Source organism: Pseudoduganella danionis (assembly GCF_009720775.1).
Classification (GTDB): Bacteria; Pseudomonadota; Gammaproteobacteria; order Burkholderiales; family Burkholderiaceae_D; genus Rugamonas; species Rugamonas danionis.
The window spans coordinates 26830-46780 of record NZ_WNKW01000006.1 but is presented as its reverse complement, the minus strand read 5'-3'; the positions used below and the strand labels follow the sequence as shown (position 1 = coordinate 46780).

Sequence of the window (19951 nt, the reverse complement as noted above, 5' to 3'; positions counted from 1 at the left end):
GGGATCTCCAGAAATGACGAAACCCGCCAGCGGCGGGTTTTGGGGGGAGTGAAATGGATCGTCGGGACGCAGTCAGGCGCTGTCGCGCACCAGCACCCCAAGGGCGGTGAGTTGGGCAACGGCAGTTGCCTTCTGTGCAACCGTCAGACCGGTCGGCCAGACCAATGCGCCGCGCGCGACGATGGCGTGACGGGCGATCAGGATCGCGTCCTCACGGTCGATCAGCGTCGCATCGACGTCATTGCCGAGCACGCCAACGGCGGTTTCCGTGCCGTCCGAGGCGCTCGGGTCGAGGGCCTTGAGCTTGGCGGTAGCCGTTTCGCGGCCCACCACGGTGCCCAGCGACAGGTTCTGCGCGGCCGCGACGGTGTCCTGGTCACGCGAGTAGAGATTCGGCGCTTCGTACTTCAACAGGTCGCCGAGATTCTTGGGTTGAGAGACAGTGGGCATGGCTTACTCCTTGGCGGTGAGTTTCTTGACGGCAGCGACCACCGGACTGTTTTCCGGGTGCTGGCTGGTTCCTGCCTCGGCGGTGATGCGCGAGGCGATTTCGGGTTGGTCGGCACGGGCGTCGAGCAAGGCGCGGCGCACCTGCGCTTCCGAGAAGCCTGCTGCGAGGAATTCCGCCGTGCGTTGGGACTGGCCCGCGATCAGGCACATCTCTGCAATGGCCTGTGCTTGGCCGCGCCCGCTGGCAAAGGACTGCGCCAGTGCGGCTTGGGCAGCAGGCGTCGGTTGCGAATCGCTGTCGGTCTGCGGCTGGTCGCCCTGTGGGGCGGTGTCGGCCGGATCGCTCGGATTTTCGTGGTCGTCTTTGGGGTCGGTCATGGTGTTCTCCAGGGTGAAAGGTTTGCTTCGGGGCGGGTTTGAAATGGATTGAGTGGACAGGCTTCGCGGCGAGGCGCGAGCCACGCCAGGCTGCGCCAACCGCTGCTTGGCAGCCAACGCGTCGGTGAACTCGGTCATCACCGCATCAAACGGCATCACCGCGTCGGCGAGGCCTGCTGCCACCGCCTGCTCGCCATAGAACAGCCCCGCCTCGGTGGCGCGCACGGCATCCGGATCGATTCCGCGCATCTGTCCGACCTGATTCACGAAGATGTCGTACAGGCGATCCACCTCGGTCTGCAACGCGGTGGTGGCCTGGGGGGTGAGTGGCTCGTGCGGGGAGAAATCGTTCTTGTGACTGCCCGCGAAGACAGCGGTGTAGTTCAGGCCGTCCTTGGCGTCCTTCACCGACTGGTCGACGTGCAGCGCGATCACGCCAATCGACCCGACGCCAGCGGTCTGCGACAGTGTCAGGCGCTGGCAGGCAGCCGCGATGGCAAAAGCCGCCGAGTACGCGGCATCGTTGGCGTGCGCCCAGATCGGCTTGATGGTGCTGGCAGCGCGGATGCGCTCGGCCAACTCAAACACACCCGAGGCCTCGCCGCCGGGCGAATCCAGATCGAGCAGGATGCCCGCCACCTGTGGGTCGGCCAGCGCGGCGTCCAGTCGGGCTTCGATCTCGCCGTAGGACATCAGGCCAGAGGCGGCTTCGATACCCATCGAACGTCTGACCAGCGTGCCAACCACCGGGATGACGGCAATGCCCGCCTGACCCGATGTGGCGCTTTGGCGCGGCATGGGCAGCGGCATTGCCATGTCCAGATCGGGCAAGCCGATGCGGGAACCCAACACGGAGAGGATCACGTCGAGTTTGGGACGCGCAATGAGGAGCGGCGTCCCGTAGAGGCGGGACGCCAGATGAACGAGTTGCATGTCAGTTGTCCTGTTGGTCTTGCGGCACGGCCACCGTGGCGGCCGCATTTATGGGAGCGCCCAATGTCGATGGTTGGGGCGCTTTGTCGTGACGCGGGTCAGAGTCGAAGACCAGTCCGAGCGCATCGGCACGCTGGTTGTCGGCGGCGATCTCGCGGTCGATGTCCTCGGCGTCGTAGCCGAAGGCCGAGATGGCTTCCGATCGAGACAGCAGCCCGGCGCGAATAGCAGTCAGCATCGCGTCGAATTCCTTCTTGGGATCGACCCACTGCCAACCCTGTGGAATCCATTTGGCCGCGAAATAGTCGCGCTTCTTCTCGGTGAACTGCGGCAACGCCAGCGCGCCGTCAAGTAGCGCCTGCTCCATCCAGGCACGCCAGATCGGGCGGCACAGCTGGTGGACGATCACGCCGTGCTGGATGGCCTCACAGCGGCGGCGAAACTCCAGCAGCCCAGCCCGGATCGACGAGTAGTTCACTTGCGTCAGGTCTCCGGTCAGCATCTCGTAGGTGATGCCCATCGCTGCTGCCACCGCCCGGAACTGCATGCGCAGGAATTCGGCGTAGCTCGCGCCAACGTCGGCGGGCTGACTGAACTTCACGTCCTCGCCGGGCTCCAGGATCTGCATCGTGCCCGGCTCCAGCCCGGCCAATGCCGCACCGCTGGCATCCGGCAAGCCTTCACCCATCAGGTTGTCTTCAGGTGACAGGCGCGTGATGAAGCCCGCGAACATCGCGGCGGTTTTCTTGCGCACGAGCTCGGCGTCGTCGTACTGGTCGAGTTCGTTGAGCTTGACCAGTGCGCGCGCCAGCCACGGTTCGCCCCGGATCTGTCCAGGCCGCAAGGGACGAAACAGGTGGATGATTTCGCTGGCTGGGACACGCACTGTGTCGAGACCGCCCACCACGCCACCTGTGCCTGACATCGGGGCCAGTGAGCCGTCACCCGGATGCGAGCGATACAGGTGGTAAGCCACCCGCCGTCCGAGCTTGTCGAACTCGATGCCCGCACGGATGACGTTTCCGGAAGCCAACTCCTGATTCAGCGTGGCTGGCAGGTGTTCGGGTTCGAGTAACTGCAACTGCAGGCCCACCGGCAGGCCATCTTCCGGGCGGCGATAGCGCAGCCGCACCAGACATTCCCCGCCTTCGAGCATGGCGCGACAGGCCAAGGCCTGCAGGCCGTAGAAATCAGTCAGTCCGGCGGCATCGGCTTCCTCGCACCAGTCCCACCACAGGCTGTGGATCGCTTCGCGCAAGGACTGATCGGCCAGCATGCTCTGCGGCTTGATGCCGGTGCCGATGGCGTTCGAGACAAAGGCTTCAACGCCTGCCGCTGCCCAGGCATTGCGGCGAACCAGATCGCGGCTCTTGGCGCGCAATTCGTTCTGGGTGAACGCCAGTGCTGCGACTGCGCCTGGATTGCCGACCTGCCACGCCAATGCGCGGCGGCCGCCACCGATACCGTCATAGAACGGAGTGCCGCCAAGCAGACTCATGCCGACGCGTCTACGCATTCGGTCAAACCATTGCATGTTCAGAACCCTTTGCCGGTGGTGACCCGGATCTGGCGTGGCGCACCGGGCCACAGCCCGGTATCCACGGCCTGCTCGAAGAGGTCGCGCTTGACCGCTGCGATTGCAGCCTGGAGTTCATCGACGCTGCGGTACTCGACGGTCTTGTCGCCGAACGTCACGCGCTTTTCGCCCTTGACCAACGCAGATTCCAACGCGTCGAGGTGTGCTTGTGTGTAGGCCATTAGCGGAACACCGTGAGGTTGATTTCGGAGGAGTCGTCGAAGGATGCGGCCGTGGTGGCGCAACTGACGTCGACGTACTGGGCGGTCTTCTGGTCGGTACTGGATCGCACGATGGCAACGCGCTGCGTGCCGCTGTTGGTGCTGCTGCGAGCAAGCGCCGTCCAGCAATAGTTGGCGTCGGGCATGGCGGCGGCGAAGGTCACGCGGTAGCGGCCAGCCGCCGTCCGGGTCACGCTGGCCACGTTGTGCGATGCGCGCACGACGACCTGCGTGCCGACATAGCCGAAACACACCCACGCCCGGGCCACGCCGGGGTGGGTGGCGTCGATCTTGGTCTTAACCTCGAGCCCGACACGACTGGCCAGCGCACTGATGCGCGATGCGAGGCTCATCAGACCAGCGCACCCACAAAGACCGCGACGAAGTCTGTGTCGGTATTGCCGACATCGGTGGCTGCGACGGCACCGATGTTGCTGCGCGCCTGAAGCTGCTCGGCTACGGTCAGCGACTGCGCCGCATCGAATCGCACGCGGTTGTTGACGGCGGCGAGCAGGGCATCCAGACCGCTGGTGCCGTTCTGCAGCAGTTGCTGGATTTCCACCAGCGTGTCGTAGGCGGCATCGGCACCGCCCAAGATCTCGGTCTTGAGCGCATCGAGCAGCGAGACGATCTTGGTGGACGAGTACGTGCTCGTGGCCGCGACGTGCGCATCGTCGATCACCGCCGAGGACACCACGGCGGCTTTCAGTTCGTTGATGGCCGCGACCAGATTCGACTTGTCGGTGGTGGTGAGGTTGGCCAGGTTGCCTGCCTTGGCACGGACGTCGTTGAACTCCTGCGCGACGCGAATGACCAGGCTTTCGATACGGGTAGCAAGACTCATGTTTTCTCCTTGAGGTGTCAGGACAGCCAGCGGCTTTTGATCACGCGCCGACCGGTGTTGCGGTTGCCAGAAACAGCGAGGCCACCGCGTTGGGTGGCCTCGTTGATCGATTCGGTAGGTGTTTCAAGGGCTGGCGGACTGGCCAGCCCCAGTTGTCGCTCCAGTTCCCGCCAGTGACGTTCCTCGAAGCGATCCAGTCCCGCCGCCGATGCAGCCGCGCGGGCGTAGACGTAGCAGTCGAGCGCCTCATTGCGCTCACGCATCTTTTGCCACTCACGCACCGGGAAGCCGTTGCGGTCGCGGCGGGTGATCAGTTGTTCCGCGCAGAGTTGCTGGATGAACTCAGCATCGATCTTGGGCAGATGGACGAACCCGGCCGGGAACACCGTGGTCAATCCGTCCTCGCCAACATCTGCGCTCTTGCGCAGGTTGTTGTAGAACTCGAGCTTGGCGATGCTGACCGCCACCGTGTACACCTTGATGCCCCGGCGCAGCTTCTTGCCACCCTGCGAGACATCGATGGCGGTCGGCGTGCCGATCAAGGCTGCACCGCGAGGCACCCCCTTGACCGCCATCACACGCGAATCGCGGCAAGCCCGCACAAAGGCGTAGGCCTCCTGCGTTGCAAACCCGGTATCCAATGCAAAACGCACCAGCGGCATCGCCGCGCCGGAGGCGTGTGTCCAGGTTTCGGCCAGCATTTCAGCGAGGCGCCTCCACACCGTGTCGCGGGCGGTGTCGCCCATCAGCACGCGGTGCTCAACCAGCCAGGACTCTTTGCCGCGCCCGAAGGCCCAGACCGACGCCTCAATGCGATCTTTCTGCACGTCGGCTGCGCCGACCAAGAGCAGACCACCTTGTGGCACCGTGCCGACGCGGTAGTCTTCTCGCCGCTCGACCAGCCGTTGCCAGTCCGGGGCTTCGCCTTCCTCGACCCAGGTTTCACCCAGTTCGGTGTTCTTGAAGGTCTTGATGGCAGCGGCAGATCCCGACTCTTTGCTGACGGCGGCTTCCCACGCAGCAGCGATCTCACGCCACGAACGCCAGCCTACCGGGCTGTATAGCGACGACAGGTGGAAGCCTGCCGTCTTACCAGGGCCATCGGTGATCATCGCGCGCCACTCGCCGTGCTCCAGCATCCACGTCTTGTGATGCTCGGCAATGGCGGTGTCGCATGACTCGCAGATGTAGGCAGCGGTTTCCGGCTGACCCTTGTCCCAACGCAGCTGTTCGAAACGCAGCCACTGCCGGTGAGAGCAATGCGGACATGCAATGAAGTAGCGACGTTGGTCACTGGCCTCGTACTCGCGTTCGATAGCCGATGCCCCTGAGATCGTCGGCGTCGAGACGATGAAGATCTTGCGCCGCGCGAAGGTGCGTGTACGCGCCTCGGCCAGCGAGATCGCATCCCCTTCACCCTCGACGTCCAACGGATAGCCGTCGACCTCGTCGAGGAACAGATACCGCACCGGCATCGAGCGCAGCCCGACCGCGCTGTTAGCCCCGGTCATCACCAGCACGCCACCCCGGAACTCCTTGGCCAGGATGGTGTTGCCGGAATCCCGGCTGCGCGCCGGTGCAATCAGTTCAGCCAGTGCGGACGACTCCTCGATCAGCGGATCGATCCGCTGCTTGGAGTTGCGCTTGGCCATCTCCACTGTCGGCCACACCGCCATCATTGGCCCGGGTGCGTGATGGATCACATAGCCGATCCAGTTCGAGCCCATCTCGGTCGCGCCAAGCTGCGCCGCTTTCATGAACACCACACGCTCGACCGGCGAGGTCGGCGACAGGCAATCCATGATTGCTTTCAGGTACGGCGTGCGACTGGTACGCCAGCGCCCGGGTTCGGCAGATGCCTTGCTGGAGAGCATCCGATGGCGATCCGACCATTCGGACACGGTGAGCAGCGGGTCGGGCGTCAGTCCTTCGCGCCACGCGCGTTCGATCTCGGCAGCGCCTTCGTAGTCCATGTCCATCAATCCACCCTCGGGCGCATTTCGCCCAGTTCCTGCAGGTGCTCACGCACCGCCGCCTCCAGGGCGATGTGCATCGTGTGGGGATCGACGCCGAGCTTGGCTGCCATCTGTGCCGAGATGCGTGCGGGCCAGTTGAGCCAGGCATCGCGTTCGGAGCGCGCCAGCTTGAAGACATGGGCGATGGCCTGCGGCCGATCCACCAGCTCGCCCTTGAGTCGGGCCAGACGCACCTTGTTGGTTTGCGCCTTGACCACTTCGTTGACCGTCCGCGCTTGCAACAAGGACGTGCCACCTGCTGCGGATGTTGCCAATGAGGCTGCTTGCCCGTCTCCTGTGGCCCCGCTGGATTCCTGGACGGCGACCTTGGCCGCGCGGGTGGCCGTGCCATTGCGCGGTGCATCGGAATTGCGCGCCCACTCGCGGTCGACGCGCTCGGCATCAATCGTTCCGTCTGCCTCCGGCGTGATCCGCCCAGCAGCGATGGCCTTGCGCACCGCTGCATCGGACACCCCTCGGTGGCGTGCGTAGGCACGAATCGAAATACCCATATTTCCCCTTCGGGGCACCTTCAATCATTTGTTCGTCATTCCTTCGGATTGAGCTTGGCTTCCATCTGGAACAGCGCGTTCATACGTTCGTCATCAACACCATGAAAGGACACGGACATGAGCAAGCTCGAACAACTCCTGACCCAGATCGCGCAAAACAAGCTGGGCATCGAAACCCTGGAAACCCGCCGCTCGGACAGCCTCGATTTCCACGATGTAGCGGTCTGGTGCCTACGCGATGCGCTTGAAGCCGCCTTCAACGCTGGTCTCGAGCAGGGGCGCAATGCCAACCCGTCAGACAAGGCCAACACCTGATTGCGAAGCGAAGAAGCCAAGCAGAAAGCGCTTGGCTTCACTTAAGAACAGCGCGTTCATCACATCACCGTCCACCACATCGAGGGAGCAAAACATGACCACCACCCAACTGACCCCTGCCCAGGACGCGATCCTGGCCCACGCGGTTGAACACAGCAGCGGCAAGATCGACTGGTTCCCCGACAACATCAAAGGCGGCGCACGCAAGAAGGTGCTCGACGGACTTTTCAACCGCGCACTGATCACCACCGATGGCACCGACTGGCTTGTCGCTGCGGAGGGCTACGACGCCCTGGGCATTCCGCGTCCCGACGTGAACAGGAAGGGCATCGGTCAGTTCGAAGCCAATCTCGACCGGATCATCGCCAACGCTGAAGGCGCGCCTGCGGCCGCGAGCAATCCCGAACTGGAAGCCGCCTTAACCGCCGCCGAAGCAACGTGGGTCAAGCCGCGCACACGCGAGAGCAGCAAGCAGGCCGAAGTGATCCGGATGCTGCAACGCCCCGAGGGCGCAACCATCGGCCAGATCTGCACCGCCACCGGTTGGCAGGCGCACACGGTGCGCGGCACCTTCGCCGGAGCCTTCAAGAAAAAGCTCGGCCTGACCATCGTCTCGGACAAGCCGCAGGGTGGCGAGCGGATCTACCGCATCGCCTGAAAACGAGCACAGCGAGTTTCGGCGAAGCCAAAAAGATGGCGAGAGGAGCCATGAATAGCTTGGCTTCTCTCCCCACCAGCGCGTTCATACAGATGTCGTGATTGACGACGCCAAACCAGGAAAACCGCCATGAGCACCATGACCATCACCATCGAACGCACCCCACGCACTCTGCAGTTCGCAGGCCAAAGCCTCCAGGTCGAAGAGTTGAGTGTCCGCCTGCCGTTTGCACGCAAACCTGCCAACCTCGGCGAACTGGGCGGGAGCGACCAGCACAAGGTCTACGTCACCGAGACCAAGGAGCTCGCCCCTGCCGAATTCGACGCCTTTGGGCGCAGCCTGCTGGTGTCACGCGACTGGCTGCGTGGCAAGGGTGGCGGCACTGGCGACGGCTACCTCTGCGTCGAGGTCACTGCTCCCGGACGCCCTTACCTCTACGTCAATCCCGAGGGCGGTGATTACGCCCGCTACGTAGCCCGTCTCGGGTAAGCGAAATTGATCGAGGAAGAGGCCAGGAACAGCTTGGCTTCTCAATCGAACAGCGCGTTACTACAGGTGTCGCAACGATCAACCCGGAGAAGACACCATGACCACCAACCAGATACCCGCCACCCAAAACGAAGCCTGGGGTTTTTGGGGCACGATGAACGAACACGCCAGCGCCGCATGGCCCCTGGCCATGAACGCCATTTCGGACGCCACCCACCAGCCCCTCGAATCGGTGCGGACCTTCCTCGACAGTCGCCACGGACGCCACTTTGCCGACGACGTCCAGAACGGCTTGTACCAAGGCCAAGCCTTGCAGGATGCGATCAAGGCCGCCACCCAACGTTGGATGGGCTGGACGATTGGCCGCCAGACCAGCAAGCAGTACGGCATCCCGCGCGGCCTGCCTTACCTGACAGGCTTTGTGATCCACTGCGAAATCTGCGAAGAGATGGCTGCCTGATGAAAACGCCCGCCACCGAACGGGAGCAGGCGCTGCGTTGGCTGATTGCCAACCGGCGTCCAGACGTCTCCATCGAGCAGGCTGTGCGCGTCATGTGCATGGCACTGCCGCGCGATCTCACCACCCTGCAAATCCTGCGGCGCGTCGCTGAGGAAGAAGAGGCCAAGCAGCCTGGCCAGCCATTCAACTGGCGCACAATTCCTGGTCTGCTGCCTCGCGGATAGCCGTCTGGCCGGTGAAGTCCTCCCACCGGCGCACGATCACATCCACGTACTTCAGATCGAGTTCGATCAGCCGCGCGACGCGACCTGACTTTTCGGCCGCAATCAACGTTGTGCCAGATCCACCGAACGGATCAAGCACCACGTTACCCGGGCGGCTCGAATTGCGGATCGCCCGCTCGACCAGCTCCACCGGCTTCATTGTCGGATGCAGATCGTTCTTCTGCGGCTTCTTGATCGCCCACACATCGCCCTGATCGCGGTCACCACACCAGTGGCGTTGCGCACCCTCGGGCCATCCGTACAGGATCGGCTCGTACTGGCGCTGGTAGTCGGCACGGCCCAGCGTGAAGGTGTTCTTGGCCCAGATGATGAACGTCGACCACTTGCCACCGGCGGCGCGAAAGGCGGCCTGCAGCACATCCAGCTCGCTGGATGACATCGCCACATAGATGCCGCCCCGGCAGTTCGCCACGGTGGGCGCCAATGCTGCCAACAGGAAGTCGTAGAAGCCATCGCCCAGGTTGTCGTTGAGGATCGCGCGGTCCTTGCCGCGCATCTTGTCCTTGGCGCTGTTGGCATAGTTCACGTTGTACGGCGGGTCGGTGAAGACCATGTCTGCCATGTCGCCTTGCATCAGCCGGGCATAGCTCTCTGCCACGGTCGAGTCACCGCACAGCAGTCGGTGCTGGCCCATGATCCAGACATCGCCCGGGCGCGATATTGGAATTTCGCCAACCTCCGGTACCGCGTCCTCATCGGTCTGACCCTCGTTGTCCGGCTCTTCGCCCGCGATAAGTTCGGCCAGCGCGTCGGTGTCGAAGCCGGTGATGTCCAGATCGAAACCTTCCAGCTGCAAAGCCTCAAGTTCGATCCGCAACATCGCGTCATCCCAGCCAGCGTTCTCCGCGATGCGGTTGTCTGCGATGACCAAGGCGCGGCGCTGGGTTGGGCTCAGGTGATCCAGTACGACCACGGGCACGATTTCCAGCCCGAGTTTCTGCGCAGCGGCCAAGCGGCCATGCCCAGCGACGATGATGCCGTCACTGCCTGCAAGGATCGGATTGGTGAAGCCAAACTCGGCAATCGATGCGGCGATCTGCGCCACCTGATCATCCGAGTGCGTCCGCGCATTGCGGGCATAGGGCAGCAGTTTGGCTGTCGGCCACTGCTCGATCTTGTCGGCCAGCCAGTTCATGCCGCCACCTCCATTTCGCGTTCAGTGGCGATCTCGTCGAAAGATTGGCCGGTGGCGATCAGCGTGACCGGCACGCCGGGGTGGTTTTGCTGAAAGCGCTTGATGGCCACGTCCACGTACTCCGGCGCAATCTCGACGCTGCGACAAATGCGGCCAGTGCGCTGCGCGGCCAGCATCGTCGTGCCACTGCCGCCGAACGGCTCGAACACGATGTCTCCGGCGTCTGTGTAGGACTCGATGGCGAACTCCGGCAACGCCACCGGGAAGACGGCGGGGTGATCAATGTCCTGACCGATCTTGCCCTTGTGGCGCATCACACGAATCACTGAGTCGGGGATTCGGGTGTCCTGCGTCGGCTGACCCTTGTGCGTCCAGCCGCCGACCTCGCCATCCTTACCGCGCATCGCCGTGGACGACCCGTCAGCGCGCAGGTGGGATTCCTGGCCTGCGTGCTTGCAAGGAACAATCTTGTTGGGTTTGCGGGTGCTGCAATTGAAGTGGAAAACAAACTCGAAGCTGGGAGCCAATCGGCCCTGCCAGTCGCCGGGCATGCCTGGCCCCTGATCCCAGACGTACCACGCGAAGCGCCGCCACCCTTGCTGACGCATCCAGGACAGCCAGCCGTCCCAATAGGGGATGACTTCGTTGTCGCGGTGGATCAGCCCAAGATTGACCAGCACCTGTCCGTCGCCCGCCATCGGCAGATGTGCGAACACACCGCGCATCAGGACATCCCATTCGGCAATGCCGCCGGAGGTGTAGTCGCGCTGGTTGCCATACGGCGGCGAGGTGAAGCAAAGCTGCGCGGTGTCACCCTGCATCAGCGTGGCGACCACGGCTGGGTCGGTGGCGTCGCCACAGATCAACCGGTGCGAGCCGATGGCCCAGACATCGCCCTCGCGCGACACCGCCACCACTGGTTTGTCAGGTACGTCATCAGTCGTATCGGGTTCGTCGGCATCTGCATCATCTTGCGCCGCAGGTTCTGCTTCGGTGGGCGTGGCATCTGCCAGCAGCGCATCGATCTCGATGTTCTCGAAGCCGGTCAGCGCCAGTTCGAAACCCGCTTCGGAAAGCTCCGCCAGTTCGAGCGCCAACACCTCCTCATCCCAGCCAGCGTCAAGCGCCAGCCGGTTGTCGGCGATGACCAAGGCGCGCTTTTGCGCGGTGGTGAGATGGGCCAGTTCGATCACCGGCACCTGATCCAGCCCCAGCTTGCGTGCAGCAGCCAAACGACCGTGGCCCGCGATGATGCCGTTGTCGCCATCAACCAGAACCGGGTTCGTCCAGCCATATTCGACGATGCTGGCGGCGATCTTGGTGATCTGCGCATCGGAATGTGTGCGCGGATTGCGGGCGTAGGGAATCAGCGCCTCGACCTTGCGGTACTCGACGTTGAGCGTATTCAAAGAGGGTGTCCTGAAAAAAGAAAACCCGCCGACGACAACCGTGGGCGGGTTTTGGGGTTGGTGCGAACTGACGGGGTGCGAACTGCGAACCGTGCGAACCTTGGTTCGCACCCTGACGCTAAAAAAGCGCCGCGCTCGCGCCCCCCGCATTGGTTTTTGGCCAGGAAGGACCCGTTGATTTCTGGGCTGCTTCCTCTGCCGTCACCTCTGTCCAGACGATAGATGAATACTACGCAAGATCAGGTCGTTTTGTTGCAGGGGCAAAAACCGCTGATTGCCGCGTGATGGAGCACATCTCCGACCATACGCGCCAAATCACGCCAAAACCCTACGCGATCACCACACCATTGAGTTGATCTGCGACCGTCTGCAATGCTCGCTGCCAATGCCGCCATGCCGTCGTGCGGTCGCAGGCAAAGCGGATCGTGATGTCCCGCCAGCCATAGCGCTTCGCGCGCATCCATACGAGATGACGTTGCTCAACTGTGAGCCACTGCACCCAGCGCATGACCTCCAGCATTCGCTCAATCGCGTCTGGACTCGGCGGAAAGGATCGGTACACCCTCTCGTCCGCTGCAAAGGTCTCCCATTCGCTCCGGACAATGGCGGGCCAGCAGTTGAAGTATCCCTGTACTCGAACAGGAGGCAACCGTCGACTGGTGCTTGCGGCCTCTTCAAACCGAGCAGCAACGTCATCGATAGTCCACTTAGTCATTGCGTCGCCCTCCGTAGAGTCGGTCACCGATGCGTCGCACGATCTCGCGCTCGATGAAGTCCAGACGTTCGTCGGACGCGTTGACCACCAGGATGTGTTGGTCACGCCAGCCACGTTCCTTGATCGCATCCAGATCCGTGGCCTGAGGCTGCAGACGACCCAGGGGGCAGCGGTATTGGGGTGTCGGCACCTTCATGTCACAACTCCTGCGTCTCGACAGCCCAGTGCAGCAAGGCCAGGGCGTCGGCTTCGTTGTCGTCGACTGGGGTGTGACCACGCAGGCGGACGGACGCGATCATGTCGTCCTTGCCCGCATTGCCCTTGCCGGTCGCGTGCTTCTTAATCGTGCCGACTGGAACACCCTGGTAAGGGATGTTGTGATGCTCACACCACGCGGTCAGGTGTCCCATGAAGCCACCGTAGGCGTGCGCCGCATCAACGCCAGCGTGCCGTCGAACCTCCTCGAAGAACACCGCGTTGATGTGATTGCTGGCCGAGAGCAATTCGTTGAGCCAGCGCTTGAAACGGAGGAAACGCATGCCGCCCCCTTCAAATCGCTGCGGCTTGAAGTGCTCCGTGCCGCTGGTGATAGTGCCGTCCAGGTGCTGCAAAGCCCACCCGGTGTGTGTGCCCAGATCAAGGGCCAAGATTGTCGTGTTCATCGTCTTTACTCCGTGTTGGGTGGGCGAGTGACGGATGCGACGGGTTCTTTGGAAAACAGCCCTTACGTGCGCGCACGCGTAGCGCGTCAATCAGGAAACCCGTCAAATCCGTCACTCGCCCGGATTGCTCAGTCATCTCGGTAGGGGTAGCCATGGCTGTACGGCTTGGGCCTGAGGGCTATGCCCGTGATCCCACGTGCGCCCCCGGTCAGCCGACACTTCTCGAACTTGCGGGCCGCCATCAGTTCGGAGAAGCGCTTGACGGAGCCCACGTACTCACCCGCGCGCTCGGCCCATTCACGCCAGTCGGCGAACAATTCGGAAACGCCTTCGCGGTGGGTCTTGGCCAGCAGGCAACGCTCTTCGATCCACTGCCCGAGCGCGTCCTCGGCCTCGAAATACTCCTCAGTCGCCGACACCACACTGGCGGGTGGCTTCAGTCCGTGGCGTTGCCAAAGGCTGCAGCCCTCGACCGCCCACGCCAGAATGCCGTCCCGTTCCTTGAGCAGCTTTTCCGTCAGCCTGCCGTCACGCCGTTCGGGCGGGATCGTCACCGTGAACGGGATCAGGTGCAGTCGCCGCTTCATCGCCTCATCCACGTTGCGGATCGATGGCTTGTGGTTGCCTGCGATCACCAACTTGAACTGCGGTACGTACTCGAAGAAGTCCTGGCGCATGAAACGCGCAGACACCTTGTCGCCACCGGTGATGGCCTTGACCTTGGATTCGTTCCAACGCCGACCCTGTTCGGTTTCGATGGATGACACAAAGCGTGCGCCGCGCAGGCCCGCCAGATCGGTCGGATGCCGGTCGGTGCGCGCCTCCATGAACGTGTCCATCGGCGCGTTGGCCGCGTAGTCGCCCAAGATGGTGGTCAAGACGTTGACGAACACCGACTTGCCGTTCGCGCCGGTCCCGTACAGGAAGAACAGCGCGTGCTCGCTGGTCACGCCCGTCAGGCAGTAGCCGACCATCAGTTGCAGATAGGCAATCAGCTCGGCGTCGCCGCCTGTGACATCGGCCAGGAATGCGCGCCACGTCGGACTGTCGCCCTGCGGTGTGGCCGTGGTCACCTTGGTCATCCGGTCATCGCGCCGGTGCGGTCGCATGCGGCCCGTGCGCAGATCAACCACACCGCCTGGTGTGTTGAGCGCCCAGACGTCGGCATCCCACTCCTCGGCGGTGGACGCGTGCTTGGGATCGGAGCGTGCGATTTTCTCGACGGACGAGATCGTGGCGGAGCTGGCCAGCTTGCCTGTGAGCCGAGGGCTGTCCGCCTTGAGTGACGCCATCCGGCAGATACCGCGCGCCAGATGAGACACATAGAGCACCTGATCCGGATTCCAGCGCACGCCGGTCCAGACCAGCCATTTGCCCCAAAGCGCGCAGTAGCGCCAGTCCTCGCCATAGCGGCGTGTGAAGGCCGAGGACAAGCCGTCCTCCGTAGTCCAGTTGACACCGGTCAGCAGATCCGGTGGTGGCGTCTCCTCGACCGACCGCATCACCGGCATCCGCTCGCCGACGGCGAGGAAGCCCCTCACATCGAAGCCGTCCGGAATGGCGTCAGCCGCATCCCATCCTTCCGGCTTGTCATCGGGTGGCACCAGGATGGCGACCGTGGTCGCACCCGCGTTCAGGATTGCTTGCGATGCACGGTCAGCGTAATCCCAGCCTGGCGCGTCCCGGTCAGGCCAGATCAGCACGGATTTGCCCGCCAGCGGCGACCAGTCGGTCTTATCGACGGGAGCGTTTGCGCCATGCATGGCCGTGGTTGCCACCACGCCGATGGCGATCAGGGCCTGCGCACACTTCTCGCCCTCGACCAGCACAACGTGACCAGCGGCCGCCAGCCCCGGCTGGTTGTACAGCGGGCGCGGATCGGGCGGAGTCATCTTGCGCCGCTTGGCATCCCACGGCCGGAACTCCTTCTTGCGCCCGGGTGGGTCGTAGCGGTACACGACCGCAATCAGTTTGCCGGTGGCATCGAAGTAGTCCCACTTGGCCGTGGCCGGGCCGAGATCATCAACCGGAGCTTCCTTCTTGGCGCGGCGTACCGGCACTGATCGCGAACGACCGAGCAGATCAGCTGCCTCGTCGAGCACCCGGGGAAAGTCGGTGTGGACGTTGGCCCCGAGGTAGGCGGCGATCAAGGCAAAGATGTCACCGCCATCGCCCGTGGCACGATCCGTCCAGAGACCAGCCTTGTCGCCTTCGAGTACCACCTCAAGGCTGTCGCCCGGGCTGCCCAGGATGTCCCCGATCAGAAACTTGCCACGACGCTTCTTTCCTGCCGGAAACATCGTAGTCAGGACTGATTCCATCCGTGCGATCAGTTCAGTGCGAATCTCGTCCCGCTCGCTGTCATTGACGTTGCGCCGGCCCGTTTCTCCCGGTGGTGATGTGTCATTGAAATCAAGCATCGGCACCACCCTCGTGTGACGTCTGCTGCGCAGCGATCCAGGCTTCCAGCTCGTTGGGTTTGAAGCGAACCAGTTTGCCGACGCGGTAATGCGGAATGCGACGCTCCTGTCGCTCCTTGGCTTGAGAGAGCCAATACGACGGCAGATTGAACATCAGTGCAGCCTGGCGCACGTCGATCAGCTGCTCGCCCAGTACGTGATTCAAATTCGAGGTATTCATGCTTGTGTCCTCCAGCAGCGGTCTTGCCACGCGCACATCCGGCATTCAAAGTGGGTCGAGTCATGGAAGGCGCGCGGCAGGAGCTCTCCCGCCTCGGTCGCCGTGATGACCTTGACCGCCCGATCCGACATGCGTTGGGCCAGTGCTGCGTCAAAGGGCACGAGCTCGGTGTAGATCTCCATCGTGTCGGCGTTGAGTGCCGTGAAGATCGCCGGGTGCTCGTGCAGTTCGAGATAGGCTTGATAGATCGCCACTTGCGCGGCGTAGACGGGCTTGGAGAGAGTCAGGCCCTTCTTGTCCAGATCGCTCCAGGACTTGTTGCCGAGACACTTACATTCCCAGAGCGCGGGATAGGCGAAGCCCTCGGGGCCGCCGACGATGACGCCGTCGATGTGGCCTTGCAGCCGGCCATCGGCCACCGAGAAACCGAACTGCTCGCCGTCGGCCTTGCGGGTGCGCAGGTCAAAGCCCGCGTCCCGGAGCCACGCGACCATGCAGTCCTCCATGACGTGACCGCGTTCGAAGATCCGCAGCATTCGGCCCGGGGTGTCACGCCCGTGGTCGATGGGTGCCTTGGCGTACTCGAACTGCAGCGCTCGCTCGCAGGCCACGCCGAGACGTGAGGCCCCGAGGTACTGGCGCTCGGACTGGCGGGCGCGAGCCTGTTGCAGGCCCGTGTCCACCAGGGTGGTGACCTGACCCGAGATGCTCGATGAGGAGTTGAAGTCGATCATGGCTTCTTCCCCTTCGGCTCTTCCCAGGGCAGGTCGTCCTCCAGATCCGCAAACGGGTTGGCCAGAGGGTCGGGCGCAGGCGTCATGCCGCGTACCGGTGGGTACTTGCTCGCCTCGTGGTGCGCGACCATTGCCTCGGTGTAGCAAGTGACGATGGCGTCGATCACTTGCAGCGCCTCGGCTTCGGAGTAGTCGCCCAGCGGCTTGGTGAATCCAATATCGCCCGCAGCCTCGCCGAAGGCCTTGAGGCACTTCTTCATCGCGGCCAGTTCGACATCAGATGGATCGATCATGGCGACCCCCGTACTGTCGACGCGACCTTCCTTGACCCGCAGCCAGTTGCCGTACAGCGCATGAAACGCGTTTTGGCAGCGTTGTGAGCAGAACACCCAGTCGATGGGATAGCGCCGGGGATGGCCGACACCGTGACGGTTGTCGGTGTGGCCGAATCCCCGGGCCTGTCGTTTGCAGACCCAGCATTTCATCGGCCTCCCTCACTGTGCCCACGACGGCTTGCCGGTCACCGGTGCGCGTTGTGGAGCCGGTGCCTGATACGCAGGCGCAGCCGCCTGCGCCGGAGCGCCGGAATGTCCACTGCCCGGGGCCTTGGGCGGCACGCCCATCAGTTTTGCGTAGTCGGGGTGATCAGGCTCGACCGCGATCTTGACCACGTTCCGGTCTTGGCCCTTGCCATCCTTCTCAATGTCCACGCGCGCCAGAAACTCCAGGCCATCCAGTTCATGAAAACCCTGGATGCGGCGCGCGGCGGCGGCCTGCGGGCTGTTGTCCTGGGGATGAACGTTGCGGGCGCTGTTGAGCGCGGCGCGGATAAAACTGCGCCCCATCTGACCCCAGGTCGGCCCCTTCTTGGAGTGCAGGCCGATGTTGCTCCACATCTTGCGCTTGGCATGGTCGCCCGCCGTGACGACAAACTCGGCGGCGAGGTAGACAGAGCCGGTTTCGAAGGACTCGGTGGCGTAGCCGCCGCCCCAGCCTTGTTCCGGATCGTCATAACCACCGGGCTTGATGGTCATGCGCACTGGCACGACAGCCCCCTTGGGGATCAGGTCAAAGCCCGACTGTTGAGGATCGGCATCTTGGAAGTCAAAATAGTTGGAAGACATGGCGATTACTCCTTGGATTCGGTGGTGTTTGCTGTAGTGGGGGTGCCGGTGCTGCCGGGCATGGGCAATGGCGACTGGCCTGCGCACTTGGCGATCAGTGCACCGAGATGCGGCGGCTCCAGCAGGTCGAGGCGACCGCTGCGGTCTTTGGCCGGGAAACCGTAGGGATTGACGGTGTGCGTGACGAAGGCGCGGTATGTACTGCCGTCCTCGGCCTTGATCTCGGCCAGCGTCACGACCTCGTCGACGATACCGGGCAGCTCCAGGCTGGTTTTGCTGCCTTCGATCTGCGGCACGAACACCTTGCGGTTGTAGTCATCGAGACGTTCGTCGAGGATGGCGACGAACACCACGTTCTTGCCGCGTGCGTGCTGCAGATGAGTCAGTGCACCGATCATTTCCTGGCCAAGCAGGCCATAGGCGGCGCGCAGATCGGGTTTGCCGCTACGGTCGCTGGTGGCACCGGGTTGCGTCTTGCACCATGCGAAGCACTGCCGGGACAGCTGCGTGATCGAGTCGAGAAAGAAGGTCTGGTAGCGGTCGAGCTGCGTCGGGCTGCCAAATTTCTCGATGACGTGGTCGTAATGCGCCTGCGAGAACGGGCTCTCCGGCGGCAGTGACTTGTCCGGGCCTGCGAGGAACACGAAAAAGTCGCGGCTTTCCGGCCACGAGGCCGGGCGGATGGTGTCGCCCGGCCAGTCGGCCACGGCGAGATCACCCGCCTCGATATCGAGGAACAAGGTGGTGGCAGGGTCGAGGTCTTTGAGCCGGGTGGTCTTGCCGATGCCGGATTTGCCCAGCATCAGCAACTTCACACCCTTGCGCTCGGCCAAGCGCTGCTGCGCGGAAATGATCGGGAGGGACATCACGCCACCTCCTTCAGTTGTTCCGCAACCGCCGGATTCCAGAGGATCTGGTAGCCGCTGTGGCCGTTGCGCGAGTACGGCATGGCTTCGGCCCATGCTTCACCGGCCTCGGTCAGTTCCCACTCGTCCCGGTCGTTGCGGAACTGAAGGCCGCCGGATGCCAGCAACTGGTTCGTGGCCTTGGCTGAGCGACTCAGCAATTTGCCGAGCTGTGTGGCGTTGAGCGAGCAGATCGGCTCGTTGGCGGCAGGCAAAGCGCGGCGCAGCACTTCCGTGGTCAGGCCGGTGTTTTCCTGAATGCAGGTCAACGTGGCAGCCATTGCAATGCCGGTCTTGACACCCGGTACCTTGGCGACCGCTTCGCCGATCAGCAGGATGGCGGTGACGCGATCTTGGGTCGGCGCGGGCAAGGCAGCCATCGTGGTGGCGGCGGAATACGCGCCTGTCTTGCGGATTGCAGGCAGCACTTCACCGGTGATCCAGCGCTTGAAGCGCTTGGCGGCATCCTTGGTGCTACCGAGGATCAGTGCGTAAAGCCCCGACTCGTTGACGTGGTTTTGGCGTTGACGGCCACCCGCCGTAAGGGTCTCCAATTTCTGGAGATCCTCGGCATCGACGTGGGACTTGATCGCCTGAGACGGATTGCCCATCTCCAGGGCGTCGCAGACATCGGTGGCGTTGAACCACGGCTGCCCGAGTTCATCGACCTGGACGCGCACGGCGTGCGCTTCGAACTGGAAGGGAATGATCGCGCTCATGATCAGTCCTCCCAAGACACATCGGCGATACGGTCGGCTCCACGCGCGGCACGTTTGCGCACCTCGGTGTGGAGTTCTTCCAGCGCGGTGCGGCGGCGGCCGAGCGCCAGCGATTCCGCGTTGGCTGTCTGGATGGCAAAAGCCAGCTCGTCCACAGTGGCGGCATTGAGCGGGACAACGACGTCCTGACCGTCCGCGCGGCGATATCGGATTTCGTCAGGGAGGTGTTCGCCGTAGATGGACGGCAGCTGTTGACGCAGCGAGGCGATGAGATTGGTGCTCATGGTCATTACTCCGAATCGATGGAGAGGGTGAAAGACGGCTTGCCGGAATCCACAGTGCGAGCGGCGGCGAACTGCTGTTGCAAAGCAGGCGGCCAGTTCGTGAAGCGGGATTCGGAGACGGACAACTTGATGTCGAGGTAACCCTCGACCTTCTCGCCTGAGGCGACGATGCGTTCAGCGATCTCAGCCAGTTGCTTCTGATCCCAGCTGACCTTCTTGGGCAGCTCGAACTTCAGGTGCAGCGGGCCATCGCTGATGTGTGCGGTGCCGAAGTCACGGCCGGATTCGCGCAGCGCGGTGCGTGCCTGCTCGCCGTAGCACTGATCCAGTGCCGCATCGAACTTGGTGCGCGCCTTCTTGAGCCAGTCGATGGCTGCATCGAGGTTCTTGTCGATCTCGTGTTTCTGCGCGGGCGGCAATGCGGCCAGTTGGTTGACGGACATCTCGGCGATGTCGGCGGGGAAGATGGTGATGTCATTCATCGCATCT

General features: G+C 63.3%; 27 protein-coding genes. 5 read left to right on the top strand and 22 right to left on the bottom strand.

The window, feature by feature from the left end; translation table 11 throughout:
- Positions 1-72: 72 nt before the first annotated feature.
- The 8 genes from GM655_RS18555 to GM655_RS18520 are packed head-to-tail and all read right to left on the bottom strand — an operon-like array spanning position 73 to position 6929.
- A complete protein-coding gene (locus GM655_RS18555) occupies positions 73-450 on the bottom strand; it encodes a head decoration protein (RefSeq protein ID WP_009521717.1) in 378 nt (125 codons plus the stop codon).
- Between the two features lie 3 nt (positions 451-453).
- Positions 454-1761, bottom strand: a complete 1308-nt coding sequence (locus GM655_RS18550; RefSeq protein ID WP_155436170.1) for a S49 family peptidase — start codon at positions 1759-1761, stop codon at positions 454-456.
- 1 nt (position 1762) lies between these two features.
- A complete protein-coding gene (locus GM655_RS18545) occupies positions 1763-3295 on the bottom strand; it encodes a phage portal protein (protein WP_155436169.1) in 1533 nt (510 codons plus the stop codon).
- 2 nt (positions 3296-3297) lie between these two features.
- Positions 3298-3519, bottom strand: a complete 222-nt coding sequence (locus tag GM655_RS18540) for a phage head-tail joining protein (RefSeq protein WP_155436168.1) — start codon at positions 3517-3519, stop codon at positions 3298-3300.
- Positions 3519-3911: a hypothetical protein gene (locus GM655_RS18535; RefSeq protein WP_155436167.1), complete on the bottom strand. Its 393-nt coding sequence runs from the start codon at positions 3909-3911 to the stop codon at positions 3519-3521. Before GM655_RS18535 ends, GM655_RS18540 begins: the two co-directional genes overlap by 1 nt.
- Complete coding sequence (locus tag GM655_RS18530; RefSeq protein ID WP_155436166.1) at positions 3911-4402, bottom strand: hypothetical protein; 492 nt, start codon at positions 4400-4402, stop codon at positions 3911-3913. The genes GM655_RS18535 and GM655_RS18530 overlap by 1 nt, the downstream gene beginning before the upstream one ends.
- A gap of 17 nt (positions 4403-4419) precedes the next feature.
- The gene (locus tag GM655_RS18525) at positions 4420-6381 is read right to left on the bottom strand and encodes a phage terminase large subunit family protein (protein ID WP_155436165.1); all 1962 of its coding nucleotides are present in this window, start codon (positions 6379-6381) and stop codon (positions 4420-4422) included.
- On the bottom strand, positions 6381-6929 hold the full coding sequence (locus GM655_RS18520) for an elements of external origin (RefSeq protein WP_155436164.1): 549 nt from the start codon (positions 6927-6929) through the stop codon (positions 6381-6383). The genes GM655_RS18525 and GM655_RS18520 overlap by 1 nt, the downstream gene beginning before the upstream one ends.
- 117 nt (positions 6930-7046) lie before the next feature.
- Between GM655_RS18520 and GM655_RS18515 the strand changes: the two genes are divergently transcribed.
- From GM655_RS18515 to GM655_RS18495, 5 genes are all read left to right on the top strand, one after another.
- A complete protein-coding gene (locus GM655_RS18515) occupies positions 7047-7244 on the top strand; it encodes a DUF6900 domain-containing protein (RefSeq protein WP_055451284.1) in 198 nt (65 codons plus the stop codon).
- Between the two features lie 94 nt (positions 7245-7338).
- Positions 7339-7902, top strand: coding sequence for a DUF3489 domain-containing protein (locus GM655_RS18510; protein ID WP_155436163.1), 564 nt, complete (start codon positions 7339-7341; stop codon positions 7900-7902).
- A 129-nt stretch (positions 7903-8031) separates the two neighbouring features.
- Positions 8032-8391 carry a hypothetical protein gene (locus GM655_RS18505; RefSeq protein ID WP_155436162.1) on the top strand — a complete coding sequence of 120 codons (360 nt, stop codon included), beginning with the start codon at positions 8032-8034 and terminating at the stop codon, positions 8389-8391.
- Between the two features lie 97 nt (positions 8392-8488).
- Positions 8489-8851: a hypothetical protein gene (locus GM655_RS18500; RefSeq protein ID WP_009521728.1), complete on the top strand. Its 363-nt coding sequence runs from the start codon at positions 8489-8491 to the stop codon at positions 8849-8851.
- Entirely contained in the window at positions 8851-9075 is a 225-nt protein-coding gene (locus GM655_RS18495) for a hypothetical protein (protein ID WP_062794252.1), read from the top strand. Before GM655_RS18500 ends, GM655_RS18495 begins: the two co-directional genes overlap by 1 nt.
- Here the strand turns inward: GM655_RS18495 and GM655_RS18490 are convergent.
- The 14 genes from GM655_RS18490 to GM655_RS18425 all read right to left on the bottom strand — a co-directional run bounded on the left by GM655_RS18490 (position 9035) and on the right by GM655_RS18425 (position 19944).
- Entirely contained in the window at positions 9035-10270 is a 1236-nt protein-coding gene (locus GM655_RS18490) for a site-specific DNA-methyltransferase (RefSeq protein ID WP_155436161.1), read from the bottom strand. The two genes, GM655_RS18495 and GM655_RS18490, sit on opposite strands and share 41 nt — an antisense overlap.
- Complete coding sequence (locus tag GM655_RS18485; RefSeq protein ID WP_155436160.1) at positions 10267-11679, bottom strand: site-specific DNA-methyltransferase; 1413 nt, start codon at positions 11677-11679, stop codon at positions 10267-10269. The genes GM655_RS18490 and GM655_RS18485 overlap by 4 nt, the downstream gene beginning before the upstream one ends.
- 328 nt (positions 11680-12007) lie before the next feature.
- The gene (locus GM655_RS18480) at positions 12008-12394 is read right to left on the bottom strand and encodes a DUF6362 family protein (protein ID WP_155436159.1); all 387 of its coding nucleotides are present in this window, start codon (positions 12392-12394) and stop codon (positions 12008-12010) included.
- Entirely contained in the window at positions 12387-12590 is a 204-nt protein-coding gene (locus GM655_RS18475) for a hypothetical protein (RefSeq protein ID WP_020200558.1), read from the bottom strand. Before GM655_RS18475 ends, GM655_RS18480 begins: the two co-directional genes overlap by 8 nt.
- Before the next feature lies 1 nt (position 12591).
- Positions 12592-13056, bottom strand: coding sequence for a crossover junction endodeoxyribonuclease RuvC (locus tag GM655_RS18470; RefSeq protein WP_155436158.1), 465 nt, complete (start codon positions 13054-13056; stop codon positions 12592-12594).
- Between the two features lie 128 nt (positions 13057-13184).
- Positions 13185-15476 carry a phage/plasmid primase, P4 family gene (locus GM655_RS18465; protein WP_155436157.1) on the bottom strand — a complete coding sequence of 764 codons (2292 nt, stop codon included), beginning with the start codon at positions 15474-15476 and terminating at the stop codon, positions 13185-13187.
- Positions 15469-15696, bottom strand: a complete 228-nt coding sequence (locus tag GM655_RS18460) for a helix-turn-helix domain-containing protein (protein WP_024958067.1) — start codon at positions 15694-15696, stop codon at positions 15469-15471. Before GM655_RS18460 ends, GM655_RS18465 begins: the two co-directional genes overlap by 8 nt.
- The gene (locus GM655_RS18455; RefSeq protein ID WP_062794259.1) at positions 15693-16430 is read right to left on the bottom strand and encodes a hypothetical protein; all 738 of its coding nucleotides are present in this window, start codon (positions 16428-16430) and stop codon (positions 15693-15695) included. The genes GM655_RS18460 and GM655_RS18455 overlap by 4 nt, the downstream gene beginning before the upstream one ends.
- Positions 16427-16915: a DUF6511 domain-containing protein gene (locus GM655_RS18450; RefSeq protein ID WP_155436156.1), complete on the bottom strand. Its 489-nt coding sequence runs from the start codon at positions 16913-16915 to the stop codon at positions 16427-16429. Before GM655_RS18450 ends, GM655_RS18455 begins: the two co-directional genes overlap by 4 nt.
- 9 nt (positions 16916-16924) lie before the next feature.
- Positions 16925-17554 carry a hypothetical protein gene (locus GM655_RS18445; RefSeq protein ID WP_088861529.1) on the bottom strand — a complete coding sequence of 210 codons (630 nt, stop codon included), beginning with the start codon at positions 17552-17554 and terminating at the stop codon, positions 16925-16927.
- A 5-nt stretch (positions 17555-17559) separates the two neighbouring features.
- Entirely contained in the window at positions 17560-18420 is an 861-nt protein-coding gene (locus GM655_RS18440; protein WP_155436155.1) for an ATP-binding protein, read from the bottom strand.
- Positions 18420-19178 carry a BRO-N domain-containing protein gene (locus GM655_RS18435; protein ID WP_024541975.1) on the bottom strand — a complete coding sequence of 253 codons (759 nt, stop codon included), beginning with the start codon at positions 19176-19178 and terminating at the stop codon, positions 18420-18422. Before GM655_RS18435 ends, GM655_RS18440 begins: the two co-directional genes overlap by 1 nt.
- 2 nt (positions 19179-19180) lie before the next feature.
- Entirely contained in the window at positions 19181-19462 is a 282-nt protein-coding gene (locus tag GM655_RS18430; protein WP_024541974.1) for a hypothetical protein, read from the bottom strand.
- 5 nt (positions 19463-19467) lie between these two features.
- Positions 19468-19944, bottom strand: coding sequence for a hypothetical protein (locus GM655_RS18425; RefSeq protein WP_155436154.1), 477 nt, complete (start codon positions 19942-19944; stop codon positions 19468-19470).
- Positions 19945-19951 lie beyond the last annotated feature (7 nt).